Here is a 21,114-nt window from a genome sequence, read left to right as displayed (position 1 = left end):
TACTTTGTGGCATGCAACAGCTCCCGCTTTCGCTCGATTACGTCCGGCAGGTAGTGGCCGAATACTTCGCCGATAAACCGGTGAAAAAGGTGCAGGTGTTCGGCTCGTACGCGCGGGGCGAGGCCACGGCGGAGTCGGATTTGGACCTGCTGCTGGAAATGGAACACCCCGTAGGGTTTGCTTTTTTCGACTATGCCAGAAATTTGGAAGAAAGACTAGGCCTAAAAGTAGATGTGGGAACGGGCGTGTCGGAGTATATCATGCGCTACATCCAGCGGGATTTGAAAACCATCTATGAGCGCGCACAAAGACAAGCCGCGTGACCCGGACCGGGTGCGCCATATGGTGCAGGCTGCTACGCTCATTAGTGAGTTCGTGGCCGGCCGCACATTTGAGAATCTGCTGCACGATAAGCTATTTCAATCCGCTGTCGAGCGGCAATTCGAAATTTTAGGCGAAGCCTGCACGCACGTTTCGAAAGTTACTAAGCAACAATGGCCAACTATTGATTGGCAGGGTGTTAAGGACTTTCGCAATGTTATAGCGCACGAGTATTTTCGTACTGACTATGCGGAATTGTGGTACATTGCCCACCACGTTGTTCCGCCGCTGTTGCTTATGCTGAGAGAGGTCTTTGAAAGTCTTGACCGCGAATTTGGCCCCGACGCACCCAGTGTATAAATCCCTCGTCAAGCCTGCTCTTTTCAACCTCGACGCCGAGCGCGCCCACCACCTCGTTTTCGACAATCTGCGCCGCGCCGCGCGCCTGCCGGGCGCCAAAGCATTGCTGCGCGGGCTCTACGACTACCAGCACCCCAACCTGGCGCGGGAGGTTTTTGGGTTGAAATTCCCGAATCCGGTGGGAATGGCGGCGGGGTTTGATAAAAACGCCGTGCTTACCGATGAGATGGCCACGCTGGGCTTCGGCTTCGTGGAGATTGGAACGGTGACGCCCCGGCCGCAGCCCGGCAACCCGCCACCGCGCCTGTTCCGGCTGCCGCAGGACGAGGCCCTGGTGAACCGCATGGGTTTCAACAACGACGGGGCCGCGGTGGTGGCAGCACGGCTGGCGCGGCGCCAGAACCGGCAGCTCATCATCGGCGGCAACATTGGCAAGAACAAGGACACGCCCAACGAGGAAGCCGCGGCCGATTACGTGGCCTGCTTCGAAGCGCTGGCCGACGTGGTGGACTACTTTGTGGTCAACGTATCATCGCCGAACACGCCCAACCTGCGCCAGCTGCAGGAGAAAAAGCCCCTTATCGACCTGCTCCAGCAGGTGCAAGCCTGCAACCAGCGCCGCCCCAAGCCGCGCCCGCTGCTGCTGAAAATAGCACCCGACCTGACCGACTCGCAGCTCGACGACATTCTGGAAATAGCCGAGGAAACCCAGCTCAGCGGCCTGGTAGCCACCAATACCACCATCAGCCGCGACAACCTGCAAACCTCCCCTGCCCAGGTTGCGGCCCTGGGCGCGGGCGGGCTGAGCGGCCGGCCGCTGCGGGCGCGGGCCACGGAGGTCATTCGCTACCTGCACCAGCGCAGCCACGGCACGTTGCCCATCATCGGTTCCGGCGGCATCCATTCGGCGGCCGATGCGCTGGAAAAGCTAGCGGCGGGCGCCTCGCTGGTGCAACTTTACACCGGCTTCGTTTACGAAGGGCCGGCGCTGGTGAGCCAGATAAACAAGGCGCTGGTTACAGCTTCGCGCCAATCTTGAATTCAATTACATCGGCCGCGCCGCGGTGAATTTTCAGGTCCACGGCACCGAAAAGCAAGTCGGTAGCGTGGTATTTCAGGCCCAGACGCTCGTAGTAGAAAGTGCTCGATTTGTAAGGGGCGTACACGTAGAAGCCCAGGTGCGAGACGAAGGCCAGCCGCCCAAACAGCAACTCGTGGCCCACAAAAGCGCCCAGCTTCTTCACGTCGGGCTGCCGAAGGCCGGCGCGGGTGGTGTCTTGCAGCGTGGCTTTGAGGCTGCGGTCGTAAAAGCCTTCCACGCCGGCCAGCAGGTTGGATTTGCGGTTGATGCGGCGGCCCACGGCGGCCGTTACCGAGTTGACAACGTACTTTTTGAGGTCGCTCTCGGTGCGCTGCTTGTAGCCGAGGCTGGCACTGAAATTGAGAAAATTGTGGCCCACATCGGCCGGAGCGGGCGCGTTGGCATTGGCCAGGGGGGCGTTGCGCTGCTCGTGGTAATTGAGGCCCAGCACCAGCGCGGGCAGGTTGGCGCCGAAGTTGGGCTTGGTGGTGGCGCCGTTGGAGTAGTGGTTCAGGCCCAGGCCCATGAGCAGGCCGAGGTGGGGCGTGAGGGCGTAGTCGTACTCGAACCGCAGTTGCAGGGTGGCGTTAAAAGCCGAGCTGGCGATGTTGTTTTTGTGGTTGGTGTCGCGGTCGTAGGGGTTGGTGAGGTAGGCCAGGCCGGCACCCAAGCGGAAGTTGAAATCGTGCCGCGGCCCGCGCGAAAACGACTTGCTGATGTAGGGGCTGGCCGCCAGCACGTGGCCCAACTGGGGGTTGTGAAAATTGTAGTACGTGAGGGCCAGGCCCAGCCGTGGGTATCGGTACCAGCCGTGCCAGTCGGCCGCGCCGGTGGTCTGGCGCTGCAGGTTCACCTCCACGCCCGTGGGGTGAGAATTGGCCAGATGCCGGATGGCGTACGTGTGGGCCACCACGAAGCTGCCCTGGGCGTAGGCCCCCACTATAAAAGGGCCGCGGGCGGTGGGCCGCACAGCACTCACCGAGTCGGCCTGAGCGGCAGCGGGAAGTGCCGCCAGGGCCAGCAATAAGAAACAAAGGCCGTCCCTACACAGCTTCGGCAGCACAAATACACCCATAGGACCAGCTCGATAGTACGAGCAAAATTACGCTTTAAGAGTACCAACAACAGGTGCTTGCCTTGAATTTAATTCCTGTAGTGCAGCAGAGCATCAGGCTTGGAATATTGAGTAAAACTGAGCCGCTCCCCCCCGCGCTGCGCGGCCTATCCGTCCTGAGTCCTGGCCTGGCCAACCGGGCTAGAGCCGTTTTTGAGTGATGCGCTGTCCATCCGGCGGCCTTCTTTGGAAACTGAAACCGACGCCGGCTGGATACGACTCCCCAAGCCGCGCCGGGTGCCGCGATAATAAAACGGTTCCCGGAACGTTGAGCCGCTACCGGCGCCGTTCAGCGAGAGCCCGGGCACCGGGAAAAGCCCTGGCGCAGGGGTCTTTTTCAACAACCGCCCCGCCGGGCTCGGGCCCAGCCGAACGGGCTGTAGCTGGGCTTATTACCGAGGCCTTTGCTGCGCTGAAAACCTCCCGGGGGGCTCTTTTGGCTCGGCAAAATTTCACCTTGGCCGTAACCTCTGGAGCGTTTCCACGGTAAGTAGCCCAAATCTAAAGGCCCTGTCCCACTACAATTGCCTCATTACCCACCCATTTATCAATCCACCTAATTACCGATAACCACCCTCACCCATGAAGAAAATCGCAATTCTCGCCCTGTCGTTTCTAACTGTTTCTGTTGCCAAAGCCCAGGATGCCGGCGGCCTCCGTATCGGCGTAAAAGTGGGAGCTACCTACTCCAGCCTCTCCGGCGACCAGGCTTCGCAAATTGCCGGCCAAGGCTTCAACAATAACCTGGGCTCGTTTAAGCTGGGTTATAACGCCGGTGTTGGCACGAGCTTCCCCATCAGCAGCGACGGCTTCTTTTCCATCGCCCCGGAGCTGCTGTACAACCGCAAAGGCTACGAAGTGACGTCGACGCAGATGGTTGGCACCAGCGAAATTGAGGTTGAGCAGCAGCGCGTGCTGCACTACCTGGATTTGCCAATCTTGGCCAAAATCAACGCCGGTGGTCTGTATTTTGAGCTGGGCCCCCAGGTAAGCTACCTGTTCGGCTCGAAAGTGAAGCAGCAAACCACGACGAAAAACGCGAACGGCACCAAGACCAAAGTGGACAACGACGGCAGCTTCCAGGACTACAGCGGAGTTAAGCGCGGACCTTCGGACAAGTCCGACCTGGCGCAGTTTGACATTGCCGGCGTGGCCGGCGTTGGCTACCAGACCGAAGGCGGCCTGAGCCTGGGCCTGCGCTACGCCCAAGGCTTCAACTCGCTGATTGACTCCAAGAACACCAACGACGACCCCAAGGCGTTCAACAACGCCTTCACGCTGCAGCTGGGCTACCTGCTGCCGCTGGGCAAATAGTTGCTTCAAAAGCAATAGCAATGCTGGCTGCCTCAGGGCGGCCAGCATTTTTTTTGGCCATATACGAAGCGTACTGTTGGGTTCGTTGAGCAAAGCCATGACTGCAGTCGTGGTGATTTGCACCTAACCATTTCCCCACCATTATGAGAAAAAACCTTCTCGCCATTTGTCTGGTGCTGGGCCTGCGTGGCGTGGCTCATGCACAAGGCAGCGACGTTTCTCTGGGCTTAAAAGCTGGAGCTTCGCTTACCGATTTGGTAGGCGCCGACGCCACGACCTACGGAAAGCTGTTTGGCTTTCACGGGGGCCTATTTGCCAACATCGGCATTACCAATGTAGTAGCCTTTCAGCCAGAGCTGCTGTACTCCCAAAAGGGTACCAAGCAGCCTCGCAATAGCAACAATCCGATGGATTACGCTATTGACCGTTTTCACTACCTGGACGTGCCATTGGCTTTCCACGTGAACGCCAACGGGCTGTTTTTTGAAGCAGGCCCCCAAGTAGGCATTTTGCTGGCGGCCAAGTCGAAGATTGGAAGCACCTCATCCGACGTGAAGTACCAGTACAACGACCTTGATGTTGGCTACTTGGCCGGCATCGGTTATCAGCGCAAAGCGGGCTTGGGCATAGGCCTGCGCTACAATGGTGGGTTTACCAACGTGCGCAAAGAAATTGACCTTGGCCCCGTTGTTGTTCAGCCTCGCTCCCGCAACGAAGCTTTTCAGCTCTACCTGACCTATTCGCTCAACGGCCGCTGAGCCGAAGAGGCCCAAAAGCAAAAGCCCGGCTTCCACCATGGAAACCGGGCTTTTGTTTTTACCAAAACGCGTGCGCCTTACTGCGCCGCCGCGTAATTGCGGTAGAAGTGCGGGATGGTTTCGATGCCTTTCAGGAAGTTAAACACTCCGAAATGCTCGTTGGGCGAGTGGATGGCGTCGCTATCCAGCCCAAAGCCGAGCAGGACGGTATCCAGCCCCAGCTCCGATTTGAACATGGCCACGATGGGAATGGAGCCGCCGCCGCGGGTGGGCACCGGGCGCTTGCCGAAGGTGGTTTCCATGGCATCGGCCGCGGCACGGTAGGCCACCGAGTCGGTGGGCGTTACCACGGGCTCGCCGCCGTGGTGGGGATGCACGCTTACCGTGACGCCGGCCGGGGCAATGCTGCGGAAGTGCTTTTGGAACAGCTCCGAGATTTCGGCCGAGGTCTGGTGGGGCACCAAGCGCATGGAGATTTTGGCGTGGGCCTGCGAGGCGATGACGGTTTTGGCGCCCTCGCCGGTGTAGCCGCCCCAGATGCCGTTCACGTCGAGCGTGGGCCGGATGCTGGTGCGCTCCATGCTGCTGTAGCCCTTTTCGCCGGCCGTGGCGGGCAAACCGATGCTCTTTTTAAATTCTTCTTCGGAGAACGGGGCCTTGGCCATTTCGGCGCGCTCGTCGGCGCTCAGCTCGTCCACGTTGTCGTAGAAGCCGGGGATGGTGATGTGGCCGTTTTCGTCGTGCAGGCTGGCAATCATGGCGCAGAGCACGTTGATGGGGTTGGCCACGGCGCCGCCGTAGAGGCCGGAGTGCAGGTCGCGGTTGGGGCCGGTCACGGTTACTTCGTGGTAGCTCAGGCCGCGCAGGCCCACCTCAATGCTGGGCACGTCGTTGGCCAGCATCCCGGTATCGGAAATGAGGATGACGTCGGCCTGGAGCTTTTTCTTGTTGGCGCGCACGAAGATTTCGAGGTTATTGGACCCGATTTCTTCCTCGCCCTCGAACATGAATTTGATGTTGCAGGGCACGCCGCCCTGGCCGTCGCGCATCATCATCTCAAAGGCTTTGACGTGCATGTACACCTGGCCCTTATCGTCGCAGGCGCCGCGGGCGTAGATTTTCTCGTCCTTAATCACCGGCTCGAAGGGCGGCGAGGTCCACAGCTCGTAGGGGTCGGCGGGCTGTACGTCGTAGTGGCCGTACACGAGCACGGTTTTAGCGTCGGGGCTCACCACATATTCGCCGTACACAATGGGGTTGCCGGCCGTGGGGCAGATTTCCACGTTGTTCACACCGGCTTCTTCGAGGCGGGTTTTGAGGAAGTCGGCGGCCCGCAGCACGTCGTCGTGGAACTTGGGGTCGGCCGAAACGGACGGGATGCGGAGCCAGTCCATCAGCTCGTTGAGGAAGCGGGTTTGGTTGTCGGCGAGGTAATTGGCCATGCGCGGTGTGGGGGTGTGGTGTTGGGAGTAAAAGTAGGTCCCGGGCCCGAAAGAGCAGCCATAACCGCCGGCACAGCCCACAAAATCCTGAACTCTAGAATTTCTTTTGATAGAAACGCTCTTTGTCCAGGATGGCCGCAATGCGCTTGCTATACTTCCGCGCCTTGGCCAGTTTCACACGTCCGCCAAAAACACGCCCTTTTTCCACTGGAATGACCTTCACCGCGTCGAAGTCGCGGGGGCGGCGTTGTTGCGCTGCATGGCCAGCCCTTGTTGCTCGGCTTCTGCGTAGCCAGCAAAATCAATCGGGGCCAGGAACACGACCACCTCCTGGCACAGTTTAAGCTCCGGGCCCATCGACACATTCAAATAAAAGCCTTCCGAGGGCCCCGACCGCAGCCGGGCCACCACGGGGTTGGTGGCGGCCGGCCCCTGCCAGGTGTCGGTTACTTGCACCTCAAAGGCAGAATGGTAGAACACGGCCCGGCTGGAGTCGCCGGTTTGCTTAACCACGGTGCCGTGCACCACTAGGTCAGCATATAAGGCCGCCGCCGGGTAGTCGGGGGTTCCGTCAATGAGAATTTGCCGTTCCTCCTGCCGCAGGTCTACTCCAGCCCGGCGCAGTTGCTTGGTTTTGGTGATGTCGAGGCGGTAGCGGTAGAGAAACTCGGGCCGCTGGGTATAGCCTGCTGCTCTGGCCGCGGCCAGGAACCCGGCTTGGTGCCGGGCGGCCTCGGTTTCGGTGCCAAATGGCCCCACGGTCGCGGTCTGGGCCAGCAACGGTGTGTGAAGGGTGACCACTGTTAGGCAGGCAGTCGCCAGTAAGCAGGTTTTCATCAGCTTATTGCGTTTGTTTTTAAGAGCAATTTTCCAAGTGATGCTTCGGCTGCTCCTATTGCATAACCGGGCCAGCTCATTGCCGCGCATCCAGCGCCAGTTCGCGTACCATCACCTGGCCCAACGTCCAGGCCTCGGCCCAGTCTTTTTCAGGGCTTTCGAAGGTGAGCAGGTACAGGGTGTCGGTCTTGGCATTGGCCAGCGCCAGCTGGAACACGATGCGGGCGTCGGCATCGGGCGGGGCGTCGTGGTAGCACACCGTCCATTTGTGCCACGCGCCTTCCACGGATGAAGCCTTTTCCATTTGCTGCTGGCCCTGGCCGAAGCCCGTGCGCAGCATTAGCAGCTCGGCGTATTCCGGAGCCGGGCGCTTGGTTTGGGCTTTGGCTTTGCGCACTACTTGCAGCGACAGGCCCGTTTGGTACTCGCCGCTTTCGCCAATTTCCTGCTGGGTGAGGTAGCAGGTTGCTGCTCCTTTCACCGCTTCGGCCTTGTAGTACCAGCCCTCTGGTAGCAGGATAGCAGCATTGCTGGCGGGCAATGGTTGCCAGGTGAAACCAGCCGGTGCGGGGCTTAGAGCCACGTTGTACCGCTGCGCTTGCGCCGGCCCAATGAGCAACAGCAGCAACAGCAGGGAAGCAAATGTAGCGCGGAGCAATAGCTGAAAACGGCGGTGGTCAATGGACCTCACTTCCGCCCAAACAGCGGCACGCGGCTCTCGGTCCCGGCCTGCAGCCGGCCGATGTTGGCCCGGTGGGTGTAGATGAGCAGCGCCGCCAGCAGGAACCCCACGTACACCATAAACGGCTGCGCCGGCCGGAACTGGGGCAGCAGCTGCAGCAGCGCGAAGGTGACGCCCGCCGACATGCTGGCCAGGGACACGTAGCGAAACAACAGCAGCATCACAATAAAAACCAATAGGCACACGCCCACCGTGGCGGGCGCCACGCCCAGCATCATGCCCAGCACCGTGGCCACGCCCTTGCCGCCCCGGAACTGCGCGAAGATGGGAAAGATGTGCCCCACAATGGCCAGTACGCCGCAAGCCAGCTTGAAGTACAGTTCGTGCTCGGGGGCAATGGCGCCCTGCGCCACCAGCCACTGCGGCAGGAAAAACGCGGCCACAAAGCCCTTGAGAGCATCAACGAGCAGCACCGCCGAACCAGCCTTGGGGCCCAGCACGCGAAAGGTGTTGGTGGCGCCGGCGTTGCCGGAGCCGTGCTCGCGGATGTCGGCCAGCCCAAAAAAGCGGCGGCCCACCCACAAGGCCGTGGGAATGGAGCCGAGCAGGTAAGCAGCGAGGAGCGCAAGCGCGATGTAGAGGTAATTCATGCGGGGATAAATGTAGCGCGAATGCCGCAGTTTGCGGCTCCGCGCCCTTCAGGCGTTATTCGGCAGCGCGAGCGGCAGCGGTTGCGCCGCACAAAAAAGCCCCGCCGAATGGGCGAGGCTCTCTGCGGGTTTAGCTGTCGCCGAACGGGTCTTCGGTGGTTTTCTTTTTCTTCTTCTCGTCCTCTTTCTTCTTTTTCTCTTCCTCTTTCTTGAGGCGTTCGGCTTCTTTTGCTTCTTCCTTGGCTTGGCGCTCTGCTTCTTTTTTGCTCAGGGCGGGGTCGGCTTCGGGGGCGGGGTCGGCGGCTTTGGCCTTGTCTTTCCCAGGCTCAGGAGCATCGGCGGTGGCTTCCTTAACTTTATCCTTCTTGGCCGGGGCCGGAGCTGTGGCAGCCGGGGCAGCGCCATTATCCATCACGCCATCACCGAAAGGGTCGTTGCCTTTGGCCTTTTTCTTCTTCTTGGTGGGCTCTGGGGCAGCGTCGGCAGCGCCATTGTCTACCACGCCATCACCGAAGGGGTCGTTGCCTTTGGCCTTTTTCTTCTTCTTGCCGTCAAGATTGTCGAAGTTGCCGGTAGACTGCGGCACTACGGGGCGAGCCGCCAGCTTGCCGGTTTTGCCCAGGTAGTCTTTCTGGAAATGCGCACGGAAAGCATCCACATCGGAGAAGTCGCCGACGAAGGCCCCGTAGCTGGTGGCCGTGTTGTAGTCGCCCTTGGCTTTGGCGTTGATTTCGGCGTCGTAATTCTCGTTTTGCGACTTCGTCAGGAGCAGGTTGTTGGCGTACTTGAGGTAGTACCACGTCCGGGGCTCGGGCTCGAGGTAGATTTCGACTACGTCGGTAGCATTTTCGCGGCGGATTTCCACGTAGCCATCAATCAGCGCGTTGAGGGGCTGCTTGCCCACGCCCGCCAGGCCCAACGGGCCCACCGAGTACCAGGCCCGCCGCTTCTCGTTCCAGCGCAGGTTCACCCTGCTCAGCAAGATGGTGTGCAGGAACTTAGGCGAGAGCTTCATGAGCGGGTCGGCGGTGCCTTTGCGCATGGCATAGGCCTCCACGCCCTTGTTGCCGATGAACTGGCCCAGCTTGTAGAGCTCGTTGGTGGAGCCGTCCTGCGCTTCGGGCGAGCCCTTGGTAACGCGGGCCAAATCGGCCCCCATCACGTCGATGGCCTTGATGGGCATGTTGATGTCGATGCCCAGCAGGGCATCAACGGCGTAGCGGGCGCTGTCGGGGTTGGCGGTGCCCACGCCGCTGCCCACCATCTTGTAGTCCCTGTTGGAGTTCATGAATGTCATCGGCCCCCGGAAGCTGAGCGAGTTGGTGGCGTCGGCGTAGGTGAGGGCCGCGCCTTCGTAGGCGTTGACGTCGGCGGGGTCGTTGCGGGAGATGGTATACAGGCCTTTTTGGTCGTCGTAGCGCATTTTGCCGTCTACTTTAAACACCTGCACGTCGGTTTCGTTGGGCACGGCCGCGGCGTACAGCGGGTACATCTTGTTGGTCTGGTCCGACATGAACAGGCCCGTGACGAGCGGTTTCCCATCGGCCCCTTTGGCGCCCTGCAGGTTCAGGCTGAAGTTCTTGGGGTCGATGGAGTCTTTCACCGCAATCCACTCGGCCGCCTTGCGCTCGGCGCCGAACTGGAGCTGCACTTCGCCGTTGAAGGCAAAGCCACGGCGCTGCGAGTGCAGCTGCACGTTGCCCCGGTAGCCAATGCGCGGCGTGAGCTGGAACTTGGTGCCGGCGCTCACCACGGCCGTGGCCACGGTGGGCGGGCCAGCCCCGGCGCTGGGCGTCAGGGCCGATTCGTCCTGTTGGTCTTTGTTGCGGCGCAGCAGGCCGCGGGCCCCTTTGCCCGCCAAAATGCCGGCGGGGTCGGGCTCGAAGTTGGAGAAGCGCAGGGCCACCGAGTCGCGGGCCGTTTTGAAGGTGTACTCGGCGTTGCCGGTGAAGGCCGCTTTCGAGAGCACCTCAATATTGCCCTTCACGAGGCGGTGGAACTTGCCCAGCGAGTCGAGCACCACGGTCGCATTTTTGAAGCGCTGGATGCGGCCGTTGGCCCCGATGCTCACCTTGCCCGAGTCGGGCATCACCCAGGCGTCGGCGGCGGCAATGTAGGGCACGCCGCCCACCTGCATGCGGTACTTGGCCAGGTCGTACACCCCGCTTGAAGCCTTGAATTTCAGGCCCTGCTGGTCGGGGTTGGTGGAGTAGAAGTACGACTTGGTGGAGTCGGCGTTGCCGGCCACGCGCAGTTGCACCTGCTTTTTCCTGAAGTCCCAATGGCCGCCGCTGAGCGTGGTTTTGAACCGGGAATACGGCAGGTCGATGCTGGCCGTGCTGCCTTCTTCGCGCTTGAAATCGGCGTAGCCTTTCTTCAAATCGTAGTCGAACGCCACTTCGTTGGCCGTGAGCGCGGGCTTGTTGGCTTCGGCCGACTTCACGCTCATCGTGGCCCTGCGGCCGGAGTAGCTGTCCGACTTAAAGGTGAATTCCGGCGATTTGATAAAAGACTGCGGCCCGTCGAGGCGGCCGTCGCCGCCCGCATTCTTCGGCGTGAGCAGGGCCGTGCCCTTGAAGTTGTAGGCCGTGACCGCCTTGGTTTTCTGGTCGGCCGAGGTGTACATGCGAATGGCTTCGCCCGAAGCCGGCGTGGTCAGGTACATGGAGTCCTGGCGCACGTTCCAGTGCATGAGGTAGCCGGCGGGCAGGGCCATTTTGGGAATGTCCACGCCCTCGGCTTTTTTGAGCGCAACGGCGCCCGTGCGGCCCACCGCCACCACAGAGTCGCGGTAGAGCACAAACTCGTTGGACGTGAACGTGCCCGACTGGTAGGTGATGGTGCCGTCGCCCTGCAGACCGCGGCTGTTCATCTTCACCTTGCTGAACACCCGGCCCCGGCCTTTGTAGAGCGGGAAGCCGTCCTTGGGCACGTCGTACACGAAGCCCAGCGAGCCGTCTTCCTGCACCGTGAGCTTGGTTTGAATGTCGGGAATGATGCCGCCGCTGCGGAAGGTGCCGTTGAACCCGGAAGCTGCCTTGCCGATGCCGTTGAGCGAGTCCAGCTTAAACGGCGGAATGTCGAACACCAGCGTGGAGTCGTAGGCGCCGCCCAGTACGTCCGGCTTGCCGAAGTACACGTTGGCGCCGCTCTTGGAGTCGAAGGCCGGGTACTGGCCCTTCTTCTTACGGCCCGACTTGTTGTTGGGGTCGTTGAGGAACAGGCGGCCGGTCGAAACCTTGCCCTTATTGGTCAGGGCGAAGTCGGCACGCTTGCCAGTGGGCCTGCCCTTGGCATCCTTGGCCTCGCTGCGAATAACAATGGAGTCAATCTTGGCCATGTCGACGTAAAAGCCGTCGTAATCGAAATTGAATTCCCGGCCTTTGAAGCGCATGGCCGAGGCCACCACCGTACCGTTGAACTTGATGTTGCGGTTTTTCTGGATGCGGATAATGGCGCTGTCCGGCCGCACAAACACTGAAGCGGAGTCGTTGGTGAAGTTGAAGCGGTCCACGCCGCGCACCAGCAGCTCGTTGGTGTTGAGGTTGAGGGTGGCGTTGCGGCCCGAGCCCGAGAGCGACTTGATGGCGATGTGGTCGTAGTCCTTCCTGTCGCGGGCCGAGGCCACGTAGTGCGAACCTTTGGGCAGAATGGTCACGTTGCCGGTTTGGCCGTTCCATTGCACGTAGCCGTCGCGTGCCAGGCCGGCCATGGACGAGCGCATGTTGGGTTCCGACGTGTTCAAATTGGTGGCCAACTCGTTCACGTTCACGGTTTTCACGTTGTCGTGGGCCTGGCTGTAGCCCACCAGCATTTGCAGCGGGTGCAGCCGGTTGATGCTTTTGAGCTGCTGGTAGCGGTTGTTGGTAAAAAACTCCTTGCTCTCAAAGTTGGCCGACTGCTGGTTTTTGGCCGACAGCACCTCGAAGTCGATAGTGGGCTGGCGCAGGTTCCAGGTCAGGGCCTCGGTGCGAATATCCATCTGGTGGTAGGAGTCGCTGTAGGGCGTGTTTTTGTAGAGGCCGTCTTCGCGGGCCAGCTTCAGCTGCTGCTTGCCTTTGGCGTACTTCAGCTGCGCGCCGGGGTGCGTCACCGAGTCCTTGGCGCCCTGGTAGATGGTGATGGCGGCCCGGCTGGCCGTAATGAGCGAGTCGCCGAGGACGTAGGCCCGCGAAGCCGCCTTAAACTTGGGTTTGCCGTCCAGGCTCACCGTCAGGTTGGAGAGCGAGCCGTCCAGCGCGGCGCTGAGCACGCTGGCCCCCGCCATGGAGATGCCGCCCCGGTACTGGATGTTTTCGCCCAGGTTCTTGATGCGGGCATCGTTGGTGAGGGAGATGAAGCGCGGATAGCCGGTTTCGGTCGCGCCGGGCTTGCGCCGCACGTTTTTGTAGCTCAAGGCGCCTTTCACGGGCGCTTCCAGCACGGCGGGATACGTGAGGGTCACGGGTTGCGCCGTAAGCTCGGGCTTGTTCATGGCGAAGTCGAAGCCTCCCAAATCGGCCGTCACCGGGTTGGACTTCACCGTCCAGGCTAGCTGGCCGCCCGTGGCGATGAAGCGGCCGGAATTGGGCACGGCCGTGCCGCTCACCTTTTTCAGCACCACGGAGTCGCCTTTGGTGCCCATGTAAATATCGGCGTCTTTCACCACCAGCACCGCACCGCGGGCCGGGGGCGCCAGATAGTCCTCGTAGGGCAGGGCCGAGGGCGTGAACGACGGCAGCGGGTCATCAAAATCGGTGGATGTTGCGACCGGCGCGGCTGGCGCAGCCTTGGCGGCGGCTGGGGCGGCTTTGGTGGGTGCTTTGGTGGTAGCTAAGGGCTTTTTGGCGGGCGCCTTCTTTTTCACGGGCGCCCCCCAACCATCGTCGTCGCCCCAGCCACCGCCGGAGGGCGACGACCACATGTCGGCCGTGTCCCAGCCGCTGCTGCTGGCTTTTTTCTTGGGCGCGGGCTTGGGGGCCGCCTTCACAGGGGCTTTGGCGGCCACTACGGGCTTCTTGGCCGCTGGCTTGGCGGCGGGCAGGGGCTCGTCTTTGGGAGCGGGGGCCGAAACACCGAATTCCAGGTTGGAAACAGGCGCCGCAATGGGCGAGTAGGCAAACGACACCGTGCCGCCCACGGCGCGCAGGCTGCTGTAGCCCGAGCGGAAAAGGTAGCCGCCGTTCAGAAAGCGGTTGGTGCTGAAAAGGAATTTCTCGGTTTCCTTCGGCGCTTCCTTCTCCAGCGTCTGGCCGAATACGTCGAGGTACTGGTCCATCTGCTGGTCGCTGAGCTTGGCCGTGGTAGCCCCGCCGATGATGGCGCCAAACAGCGACTCGAAGTGCGGCCGGGGCCGAAACTTCTTGGCCAGCATGGTTTGCGACAGGGCCACGATGCGGGCCTGCTGCGACGAGGTGAGGCGGTTCGTGCCCCACAGCTCCTTCAGGCGGGCGGCCGTGGCACGGGCGGCGGCGTTGTTAGTGGCCGCCATCATGCTTTGCACGTCCAGCATGTACTGGGCCGGCTCCTTGGAGAGCGTGCCCACCCGGTAGGGCGGCGCGGCGGCGGGTGCGCCCACCGGCACGGCGGCCTTGGGAGCCGGCGCCTTGGTCTGGGCCTGCGCCACCGAATACCCGCCCAGCCCCATTCCCAGCCACGCCGTAAGAATAATAACTAATTGCTTCATATAGTGTAGTTGTCGTCGATAGTGCTGACTTGCCGAGCAAGCTGCGCGCCAAACCCGATTTCAGGTATTCTTCTGATTATCATTGCCCCAACCGCCTGCCCACCAATTACGATGAAGCCACGGCGCCAAAGGGCTGCTTTTCTAACGCAAACGCCTGGCGCGAAGTATAGTGCCCGACGCTGCGCTAAAAAACCGGTACAAGATAGGCAGAATCAAAAAAGCAAACTAGTGCATTTAGCAGTTAATCAATGATACTCTCTGATTATCAATACTATTTTTACTGATGCCCTTTTTCTCATTCTTGTAATCTTCCACTTTTAGCCGGCCAAATAGCTATGCCGAGTGTTGTGCTTGAAACCAGTTGAGCGTGCCCGCGCCGCGGGCGGTTGGCCGGCAGCCGTTTTACTTTGAAAGATGACCACCGCTCCCATTCGCACCGCTTTGCTGGCCTACGGCATGTCGGGCAGGCTTTTTCACGCCCCATTTCTGAGCGCGCACCCCGGGTTTGAACTGCAGGCCGTGGTGGAGCGCACTGAGCGGCGCATGCACCGGGATTATCCCGACATCCGCAGCCACGGGAGCGTGGCGGAAGTCCTGGCCGACCCGGCTATTGAGCTGGTGGTGGTGAACGCGCCCCCCAGCACGCACTTCGCCCTCACGCAGCAGGCCCTGCGCGCGGGCAAGCACGTGCTACTGGAAAAGCCCGTAGCTACCTCTGTTGCCGAAGTGAAAGAGCTGTGGGCGTTGGCCGGCCAGATGGATTGCCACCTCCTGGCCTACCAGAACCGCCGCTGGGACAGCGACTTCGGGGCCGTGCGCCGCGTGGTGGAGAGCGGGCAGCTGGGCCAGCTCCTGGAAGTGCACATGCGCTTCGACCGGTACAAGCTGGCCCTCAACACCAAAAAATTCAAGGAAGAATCCTTGCCCGGCAGCGGCTTGCTGTACGACCTCGGACCGCACCTCATCGACCAGGCTATCAGTCTGTTTGGCCAGCCCCTCAGCTGCCACAAAACCCTGGGGCAATACCGGCCCGACAGCCGGGTGAATGATTTTTTCTCGCTGCACCTGGGCTACCCGCAGGGCCTGAATGTGTGGCTGACGTCGAGCCTGCTGGTGGCCGATGCCAGCCCGGCCTACGTGTTGCACGGCACGCTGGGCAGCTACCAAAAAGGCCGCACCGACCCGCAGGAAGCCCAATTACTGCAAGGCATGTCGCCCCTGGCTCCGGAATACGGCGTGGAGCAGCCGGGCCAGGAAGGCCGCCTGACCGTGGCTGGCCCCAACGGCACTCTGGCCACCACGCCCGACCTTGCCGCGCCCGGCAACTACATGGGCCTTTTCGAAGCCGTGTTCCAAACCCTGCGCAACGGCACCCCCTACCCCATCGGCGAGGAGCAGCTGCTGTGGCAGAACGAACTGCTGGCCGCCACGCCGGCCACCGCCTGGGCAAAAACCTGAACGGCTGCAGCGCCGTAGCAACATGAGTAGCGCTGAGGCTGTTTAGCAATTCACAACGACTGCCCTCCGGCGCTTGCCAAGCCGGTGCCGAATGGCATGAGCGTAAACTGAGCAGTCGCGAGAAGGTCCTTCGCAGGCTCCGGAGGACAATTGACAAAAATTTGAATTGCTCAAACAGCTTTTCTAGCTAATGCACCGCTCCGGCACCACCGTCTCCAAGCACGTAAGGGGCTATGCCACCTGGGACGATGCGGCCCTGGTGCAGGCCCTGCAGCGCGGCGATGAGCACGCATTCGCGGAAATCTATACCCGCTACGGCTTGCACCTGCTGGAGCAGGCGTACCGAAAAGTGAATTCGCGCGAGGCGGCCGAAGAAATGGTGCAGGACCTGTTCGCCACGCTTTGGCACAAGCGCGAGACGGCGGTCATCCTCAAGCTAAAGGAATACCTGGGCGCGGCCATTAAGTACCGGGTTATCAATCAGATTAAGAATAAGCTGACCCAACAGCAGTACCTGGCCTACAGCCGGGTGGTGCTGAGCGAGGCCGACCACAAGACCGAGCACGACCTGGCCGCGGCCGACTTGTCGGGGGCGCTGACCCGCAGCCTGGCCCGTTTGCCCGGCCACACCCGGCAGATTTTCCAGCTGAGCCGGATGGAGCACCAAACGGTGCCGCAGATTGCGGGCCGCCTGCAGCTCTCGCCCAAAGCCGTGGAGTACCACCTGACCAGGGCACTGAAAATGCTGCGCGTCTCGCTGAAAGATTTCCTGGTGCCGGCCCTATTGCTATTCTGCGAATTAATAAGCTATATTTCAGCTTAATGCGCGGTTAACACCTGATTGGACGTTGCGGCTTCCCCGGTTTTTTTTCACAGCAGTTTAGGGGTTGGCAAGAGCTACGTGACTTTTAGGCCAGAACCCTACTGCAGGCATGGCTATGGAGCACTCGGACTTTCGGGCATTGTTGGGCCGCTACCAGCGGGGCGAATGCACCGCCGAGGAACAGCGGCGCATCAGGGCCTGGTACGACGGACTCGGTGCCGAACAGCAGCTCGACCTCAACGCCGAGGAGCGGGCGGCGCTGGTGGCCACCGTGTGGCAGCGCATTGCCAGCCAAACCACAGGCAGCTTTCCTACAGTAGCAGTTGCCCACAACCGTTGGGCATGGCCCGCCAGCAGCATACGCTGGGCCGCCGCCGCGGCGCTGGTGCTCGGCACCGGCGTGGCAGGGGTGTACCTGAGCCGCAACGCGGTGAGCATGCCCACAGGAAAAGCTGCGAAGAGCCCCGCCGCTACCTCGTGGGTCGTTTACTCAAATCCCACGGCCCGGCCCGTGGCGGTGGCCCTGCTCGATGGCACCCTGGTGACCCTGGCCCCGGCCAGCAGCCTGAAGTATCCACGCCGGTTTCAGGGGCCGCAGCGCACGGTTTATCTGACGGGAGAGGGCTTTTTTAACGTCTTTCACGATGCGGCCCACCCTTTCCTGGTGTATACCGACCAGGTGGTGACAACGGTGCTGGGTACCACCTTCACGGTGCGGGCCTACGCCGGGCAGCCCAGCGTGGTGGTGCGCGTGAAAACGGGGCGCGTGCGCGTGGCCCCACGCAGCCTCGCGGCCGGGGCGCCGGCCGATGCCCCGGCCAGCGTGGTGGTGGTGCCCAACCAGCAAGCCGTGTATTCGGCGGGGCGCCGGCAGCTGCGACGCGAGCTGGTAGCAGCGCCCGTGCTGCTGGCCCCCCAGGCGTTTGTGTTTGACAACCGCCCGGTGGCGGAGGTGCTGGCGGCGCTGGAAAAGGCTTACGGGGTGCGCATTGCCTACGATGCCGCCGCCGTGCGCAACTGCACGCTCAACCTGAGCCTGGGCAGCGAGCCGCTGTTTGAGAAACTCGACATTATCTGCGAAGCGCTGGGCGCTACTTACGACCAGGCCGATGGCCGCATCCTTTTTCATAGCCGCCCCTGCCTGCCCGAATAGGCGGTGGCGCTTCCTTTAATTCCGCACTGCCCCTATTCCACTACCCGCAATCGATTCCGAAAACGTCTTCGCCTTTGGCAACGGACTCTTCGGATTTTTGGCCCCTCGGGGCTGTCAGTAATTCCCACCAAACTCCCTTTTCTTTTATGACCACTCGACTACACTTTCCACCAATTTTGCTGCGCCTTCGGGGCCTGGCATTATTACCCGGGCTGCTGCTGTGCTTGCTGTGCAGCATTGGTACCGCCCACGCTTCGGCCGCCCAGCCTGTGCTGAACCAGCCGGTTACGCTGCAAGTGCGCGAGGAGCGGATGGCATCGGTACTGAGCAAGATTGAGGCGCAGACCAACGTACGGTTTCAATACAGCCGCCAGCTCATCGGAGCCGGCCGCCGGGTATCGGTGAACGCCGTGGGCCAACCGCTGGCCGTGCTGCTGAACCAACTGCTTGAGCCGCTGCAAATCAGCTACAAGCTGGTGAACGAGGGTATTATTCTGCGTCCGGCCACGGCCCTGGCTGCCCCGGCCGACGCCACCGTGACGGGACGCGTGGTAGACGAAAAAGGCGAGGGTCTGCCCGGCGTCAACGTCGTTATCAAAGGCGGCTCGGCGGGCACGCAGACGGACATGGACGGCAAGTTTACGCTTTCGGTCCCCGAGAATTCTACTTTGGTGTTCTCGTTTGTGGGCTACTCGTCGCAGGAAGTGGTGGTGGGCACCCAAACCACTCTCAACGTGGCGCTGGCACCCGATGCCAAAGCCCTGAGCGAAGTGGTGGTGGTGGGCTACGGCACCCAGCGCCGGCAGGACCTGACCGGCGCCGTGGCCCGCGTCGACGGTGCCGAGATTGTGAACCAGCCCGTGCAAACCCCCACCCAGGCCCTGCAGGGCAAGGTGGCCGGCGTGCAGATTATCAGCGACGGCACCCCGAACTCGCAGCCCAAGGTGCGCATCCGGGGCACGGGCACGCTGCTCGGCGGCGCCGAACCGCTGTACGTGGTGGACGGCGTGCAAACCACCGACATCCGCAACCTGAGCAACGCGGATATTGCCTCAATTGACGTGCTGAAGGACGCTTCGGCCGCTGCCATTTACGGCGTGCGCGGCGCCAACGGCGTCATCATCGTGACCACCAAAAAGGGCGCGCTTGGCAAGCCGGTGCTGAACTACAGCGGCACGGTGGGCTTCAAGCAAGCCGCCAACCTGGTAGAGATGGCCAACGCCGGGCAGTACACGAGCTACATCAAGGACATTTCCCCGAACTCAGTATTGCCGGCGTCTACGACCTCGACCGATTTTTACGATGCCATTCTGAAGCGCGGCACTTTCCAGAACCACAACTTGGCCGTGTCGGGTGCTACGGACAACGTGCGCTACTACTTCTCGGGCAACCTGCTGCAGGACGACGGCACGGTCATCGAAAACAAGTTTCAGCGCCTGACGGTGCGCTCCAACACCTCGTTCACCCTTTCGGAAAAGGTCACCATCAGCTCGCAGGCCTCGTTCAGCCACGCTGAAACCCGCGACGTGAACATCGGCACGGCCTACAACAACGCCTACCGCGCGGCCCCGATTATTCCGGCCAAGCAAGACGGGCTGTACGGCAACACTTCGGCCCTGGGCAACGTGGGCAACCCGGTACTCGACATTGAGAAGAACGACAACAAGTCGTTGGAAAACCGCCTGCAGGGCAACATTGGCATCGATATACGTCCCGTGGAAGGTCTCACCCTGCGCTCGGCCATCAACGTGGACCTCAATTCCGACAACCGCCGCATATACGACTACCAGTACTTCGACGACGCCAACACGTTCCTTACCGTGGGGGGCAGCCAGCGCAGGCTTTTCAGCACCCTGGGCGTGAGCCAAGTGAACGGCAACCGTTACCTCTGGGAAAACACCGCTACCTACCAGCGCACTTATAACGAAAAGCACAACCTGACGCTGCTGGCTGGTACCGTGGTGGAAGAAGGCCTGCGCAACCAGTTTTCGGGCGCGCGCAACAACGTGCCCGCCAATCCCGACCTGTGGTACCTGAACACCGGCGACCCCACCACGGCCGTGAACGACGCCAGCGCCGCCAAAGACCGCCGCCTCTCGCTGCTGGGCCGCATCAACTACGCCTACAACAACCGCTACCTGCTCACCACCAACCTGCGCTACGACGGCACGTCAAAGTTCAACCGGGACGAGCGGTTCGGCTTTTTCCCTTCGCTGGGCGTGGGCTGGGTGGTGTCGGAAGAAAACTTCCTGAAGGACAACTCCAAGCTAAGCTTTCTGAAGCTGCGCGCCAGCTTCGGCCAGCTCGGCAACGACCAGATTCCGCCCGACTCCTACATCCTGACGACTGACGCCAACATTCCGTACGTGTTTGGCGGCCAGCCCGGTGGCCCGCCCCCCGTGCCCACGCAGGGCAGCGCCATCACCCAGATTAAGGACCGCAACGTGCGCTGGGAAACCACCACGGAGTACGACGCGGCCGTGGAATTCGGCTTTCTGGATAACCGCCTGACCGGCGAGGTGACCTACTACGACAAAACGACCACCGACGCCCTGATTCCGGTGAACATCCCGGCCATTTTTGGCGACCCTGAAAACCAGTACATCACCAACGCCGCCGACATCACCAACCGCGGCGTAGAAGCGGCCCTGAACTGGCGCCAGAACATTGGCGGCGGCGACTGGAGCTACAACCTCGGCGCCAACGTGACCTTCAACCGCAACCGCATTGCCAACCTCAACGGCGGCCAGGCCCTGTTTGGGGGTTTCAACGGCGTGACCAAGTCCGACAACGGCGTGGCCGCCGGCAGCTTCTTCCTGCTCAACGCCATTGGCGTGTACCAGAGCGCCGACGAAATTGCGGCCTCGCCCAAGTCCGACTTCAACCCCCAGATAGGCGACCTGAAGTACGAGGACACCGACGGCGACGGCCGCATCACGCTGCTCGACCGCCGCTTCTACGGCTCGTACCAGCCGCCGGTGTACTACGGCATCAACGGCGGGCTGAACTTCCGCAACGTGGACTTTTCGTTCGTCTTCTCGGGCAACCTCAACAACAAAGTGTACAATGCCAAAAAGCAGGCCCGCACCAACGTGCTCAACAACGTGGAAGCCAGCTTCGCCAACGACCGGTTCCGGGCCGGCAACCCCTCCAATACCACCCCCAGCAGCCTGAAGGAAGGCATGCCGAACTCGACCTACTTCCTGGAATCGGGCTCGTACCTGCGCCTCACCAACGTGGTGCTGGGCTACACCCTGCCGGGCGTGGTGCTGGAGCGGGCCCGCCTGGGTTCGGTGCGCGTGTTTGCGGCCGCCCAGAACGTATTTACGGTCACCGATTACACGGGCTTCACGCCGGAGCTGGCCGGCGGCCCGCTCGATTCGGGCATCGAACTCAATACCTATCCCACCAGCCGCACCGTGACCGTGGGGCTGAACGTCACCTTCAAATAACCTA

The 21,114-nt window shown here is 61.5% G+C and carries 16 protein-coding genes; 9 read left to right on the top strand and 7 right to left on the bottom strand.

Annotated elements, in window-relative coordinates:
• The first annotated feature begins 11 nt into the window (after positions 1-11).
• The 3 genes from BEN47_RS16850 to BEN47_RS16840 are packed head-to-tail and all read left to right on the top strand — an operon-like array spanning position 12 to position 1,720.
• Positions 12-323, top strand: a complete 312-nt coding sequence (locus tag BEN47_RS16850; RefSeq protein WP_070729941.1) for a nucleotidyltransferase family protein — start codon at positions 12-14, stop codon at positions 321-323.
• Entirely contained in the window at positions 295-681 is a 387-nt protein-coding gene (locus BEN47_RS16845; RefSeq protein ID WP_083322516.1) for a HepT-like ribonuclease domain-containing protein, read from the top strand. Before BEN47_RS16850 ends, BEN47_RS16845 begins: the two co-directional genes overlap by 29 nt.
• Positions 674-1,720 carry a quinone-dependent dihydroorotate dehydrogenase gene (locus BEN47_RS16840; RefSeq protein ID WP_070729939.1) on the top strand — a complete coding sequence of 349 codons (1,047 nt, stop codon included), beginning with the start codon at positions 674-676 and terminating at the stop codon, positions 1,718-1,720. The genes BEN47_RS16845 and BEN47_RS16840 overlap by 8 nt, the downstream gene beginning before the upstream one ends.
• On the opposite strand, the gene BEN47_RS16835 is transcribed toward BEN47_RS16840, so the two are convergent.
• Entirely contained in the window at positions 1,698-2,786 is a 1,089-nt protein-coding gene (locus BEN47_RS16835) for an acyloxyacyl hydrolase (protein WP_070729937.1), read from the bottom strand. The two genes, BEN47_RS16840 and BEN47_RS16835, sit on opposite strands and share 23 nt — an antisense overlap.
• Positions 2,787-3,458: 672 nt before the next feature.
• Here BEN47_RS16835 and BEN47_RS16830 point away from each other — a divergent pair.
• Positions 3,459-4,190 (top strand): porin family protein, encoded by a 732-nt coding sequence (locus BEN47_RS16830; RefSeq protein WP_070729935.1) that lies wholly within the window; start codon positions 3,459-3,461, stop codon positions 4,188-4,190.
• Positions 4,191-4,333: 143 nt separating this feature from the next.
• Positions 4,334-4,948 (top strand): porin family protein, encoded by a 615-nt coding sequence (locus BEN47_RS16825; protein ID WP_070729933.1) that lies wholly within the window; start codon positions 4,334-4,336, stop codon positions 4,946-4,948.
• Between the two features lie 77 nt (positions 4,949-5,025).
• Here the strand turns inward: BEN47_RS16825 and BEN47_RS16820 are convergent, their stop codons facing one another.
• The 6 genes from BEN47_RS16820 to BEN47_RS16800 all read right to left on the bottom strand — a co-directional run bounded on the left by BEN47_RS16820 (position 5,026) and on the right by BEN47_RS16800 (position 14,224).
• A complete protein-coding gene (locus tag BEN47_RS16820; RefSeq protein ID WP_070729931.1) occupies positions 5,026-6,390 on the bottom strand; it encodes a dipeptidase in 1,365 nt (454 codons plus the stop codon).
• Between the two features lie 94 nt (positions 6,391-6,484).
• Positions 6,485-6,613, bottom strand: coding sequence for a hypothetical protein (locus BEN47_RS22545; RefSeq protein WP_262490412.1), 129 nt, complete (start codon positions 6,611-6,613; stop codon positions 6,485-6,487).
• On the bottom strand, positions 6,610-7,191 hold the full coding sequence (locus BEN47_RS16815; protein WP_125921740.1) for a hypothetical protein: 582 nt from the start codon (positions 7,189-7,191) through the stop codon (positions 6,610-6,612). The genes BEN47_RS22545 and BEN47_RS16815 overlap by 4 nt, the downstream gene beginning before the upstream one ends.
• A gap of 112 nt (positions 7,192-7,303) precedes the next feature.
• Entirely contained in the window at positions 7,304-7,885 is a 582-nt protein-coding gene (locus tag BEN47_RS16810; protein WP_125921739.1) for a hypothetical protein, read from the bottom strand.
• Between the two features lie 29 nt (positions 7,886-7,914).
• Positions 7,915-8,559 (bottom strand): glycerol-3-phosphate 1-O-acyltransferase PlsY, encoded by a 645-nt coding sequence (plsY, locus tag BEN47_RS16805; protein ID WP_070729923.1) that lies wholly within the window; start codon positions 8,557-8,559, stop codon positions 7,915-7,917.
• A gap of 130 nt (positions 8,560-8,689) precedes the next feature.
• Entirely contained in the window at positions 8,690-14,224 is a 5,535-nt protein-coding gene (locus BEN47_RS16800; protein WP_125921738.1) for a hypothetical protein, read from the bottom strand.
• Between the two features lie 414 nt (positions 14,225-14,638).
• Between BEN47_RS16800 and BEN47_RS16795 the strand changes: the two genes are divergently transcribed.
• The 4 genes from BEN47_RS16795 to BEN47_RS16780 all read left to right on the top strand — a co-directional run bounded on the left by BEN47_RS16795 (position 14,639) and on the right by BEN47_RS16780 (position 21,110).
• Positions 14,639-15,682, top strand: coding sequence for a Gfo/Idh/MocA family protein (locus BEN47_RS16795; RefSeq protein ID WP_070729919.1), 1,044 nt, complete (start codon positions 14,639-14,641; stop codon positions 15,680-15,682).
• 190 nt (positions 15,683-15,872) lie between these two features.
• Positions 15,873-16,505, top strand: coding sequence for an RNA polymerase sigma factor (locus tag BEN47_RS16790; RefSeq protein WP_070729917.1), 633 nt, complete (start codon positions 15,873-15,875; stop codon positions 16,503-16,505).
• A 115-nt stretch (positions 16,506-16,620) separates the two neighbouring features.
• Complete coding sequence (locus BEN47_RS16785; protein WP_070729915.1) at positions 16,621-17,658, top strand: FecR family protein; 1,038 nt, start codon at positions 16,621-16,623, stop codon at positions 17,656-17,658.
• Positions 17,659-17,804: 146 nt separating this feature from the next.
• On the top strand, positions 17,805-21,110 hold the full coding sequence (locus BEN47_RS16780; protein WP_083322513.1) for a SusC/RagA family TonB-linked outer membrane protein: 3,306 nt from the start codon (positions 17,805-17,807) through the stop codon (positions 21,108-21,110).
• The last annotated feature ends 4 nt before the right edge of the window (positions 21,111-21,114 follow it).

The organism is Hymenobacter lapidarius (assembly GCF_001816145.1).
In the GTDB taxonomy this organism is placed as follows: Bacteria; Bacteroidota; Bacteroidia; order Cytophagales; family Hymenobacteraceae; genus Hymenobacter; species Hymenobacter lapidarius.
This window is presented reverse-complemented; position numbering and strand designations above follow the sequence as displayed.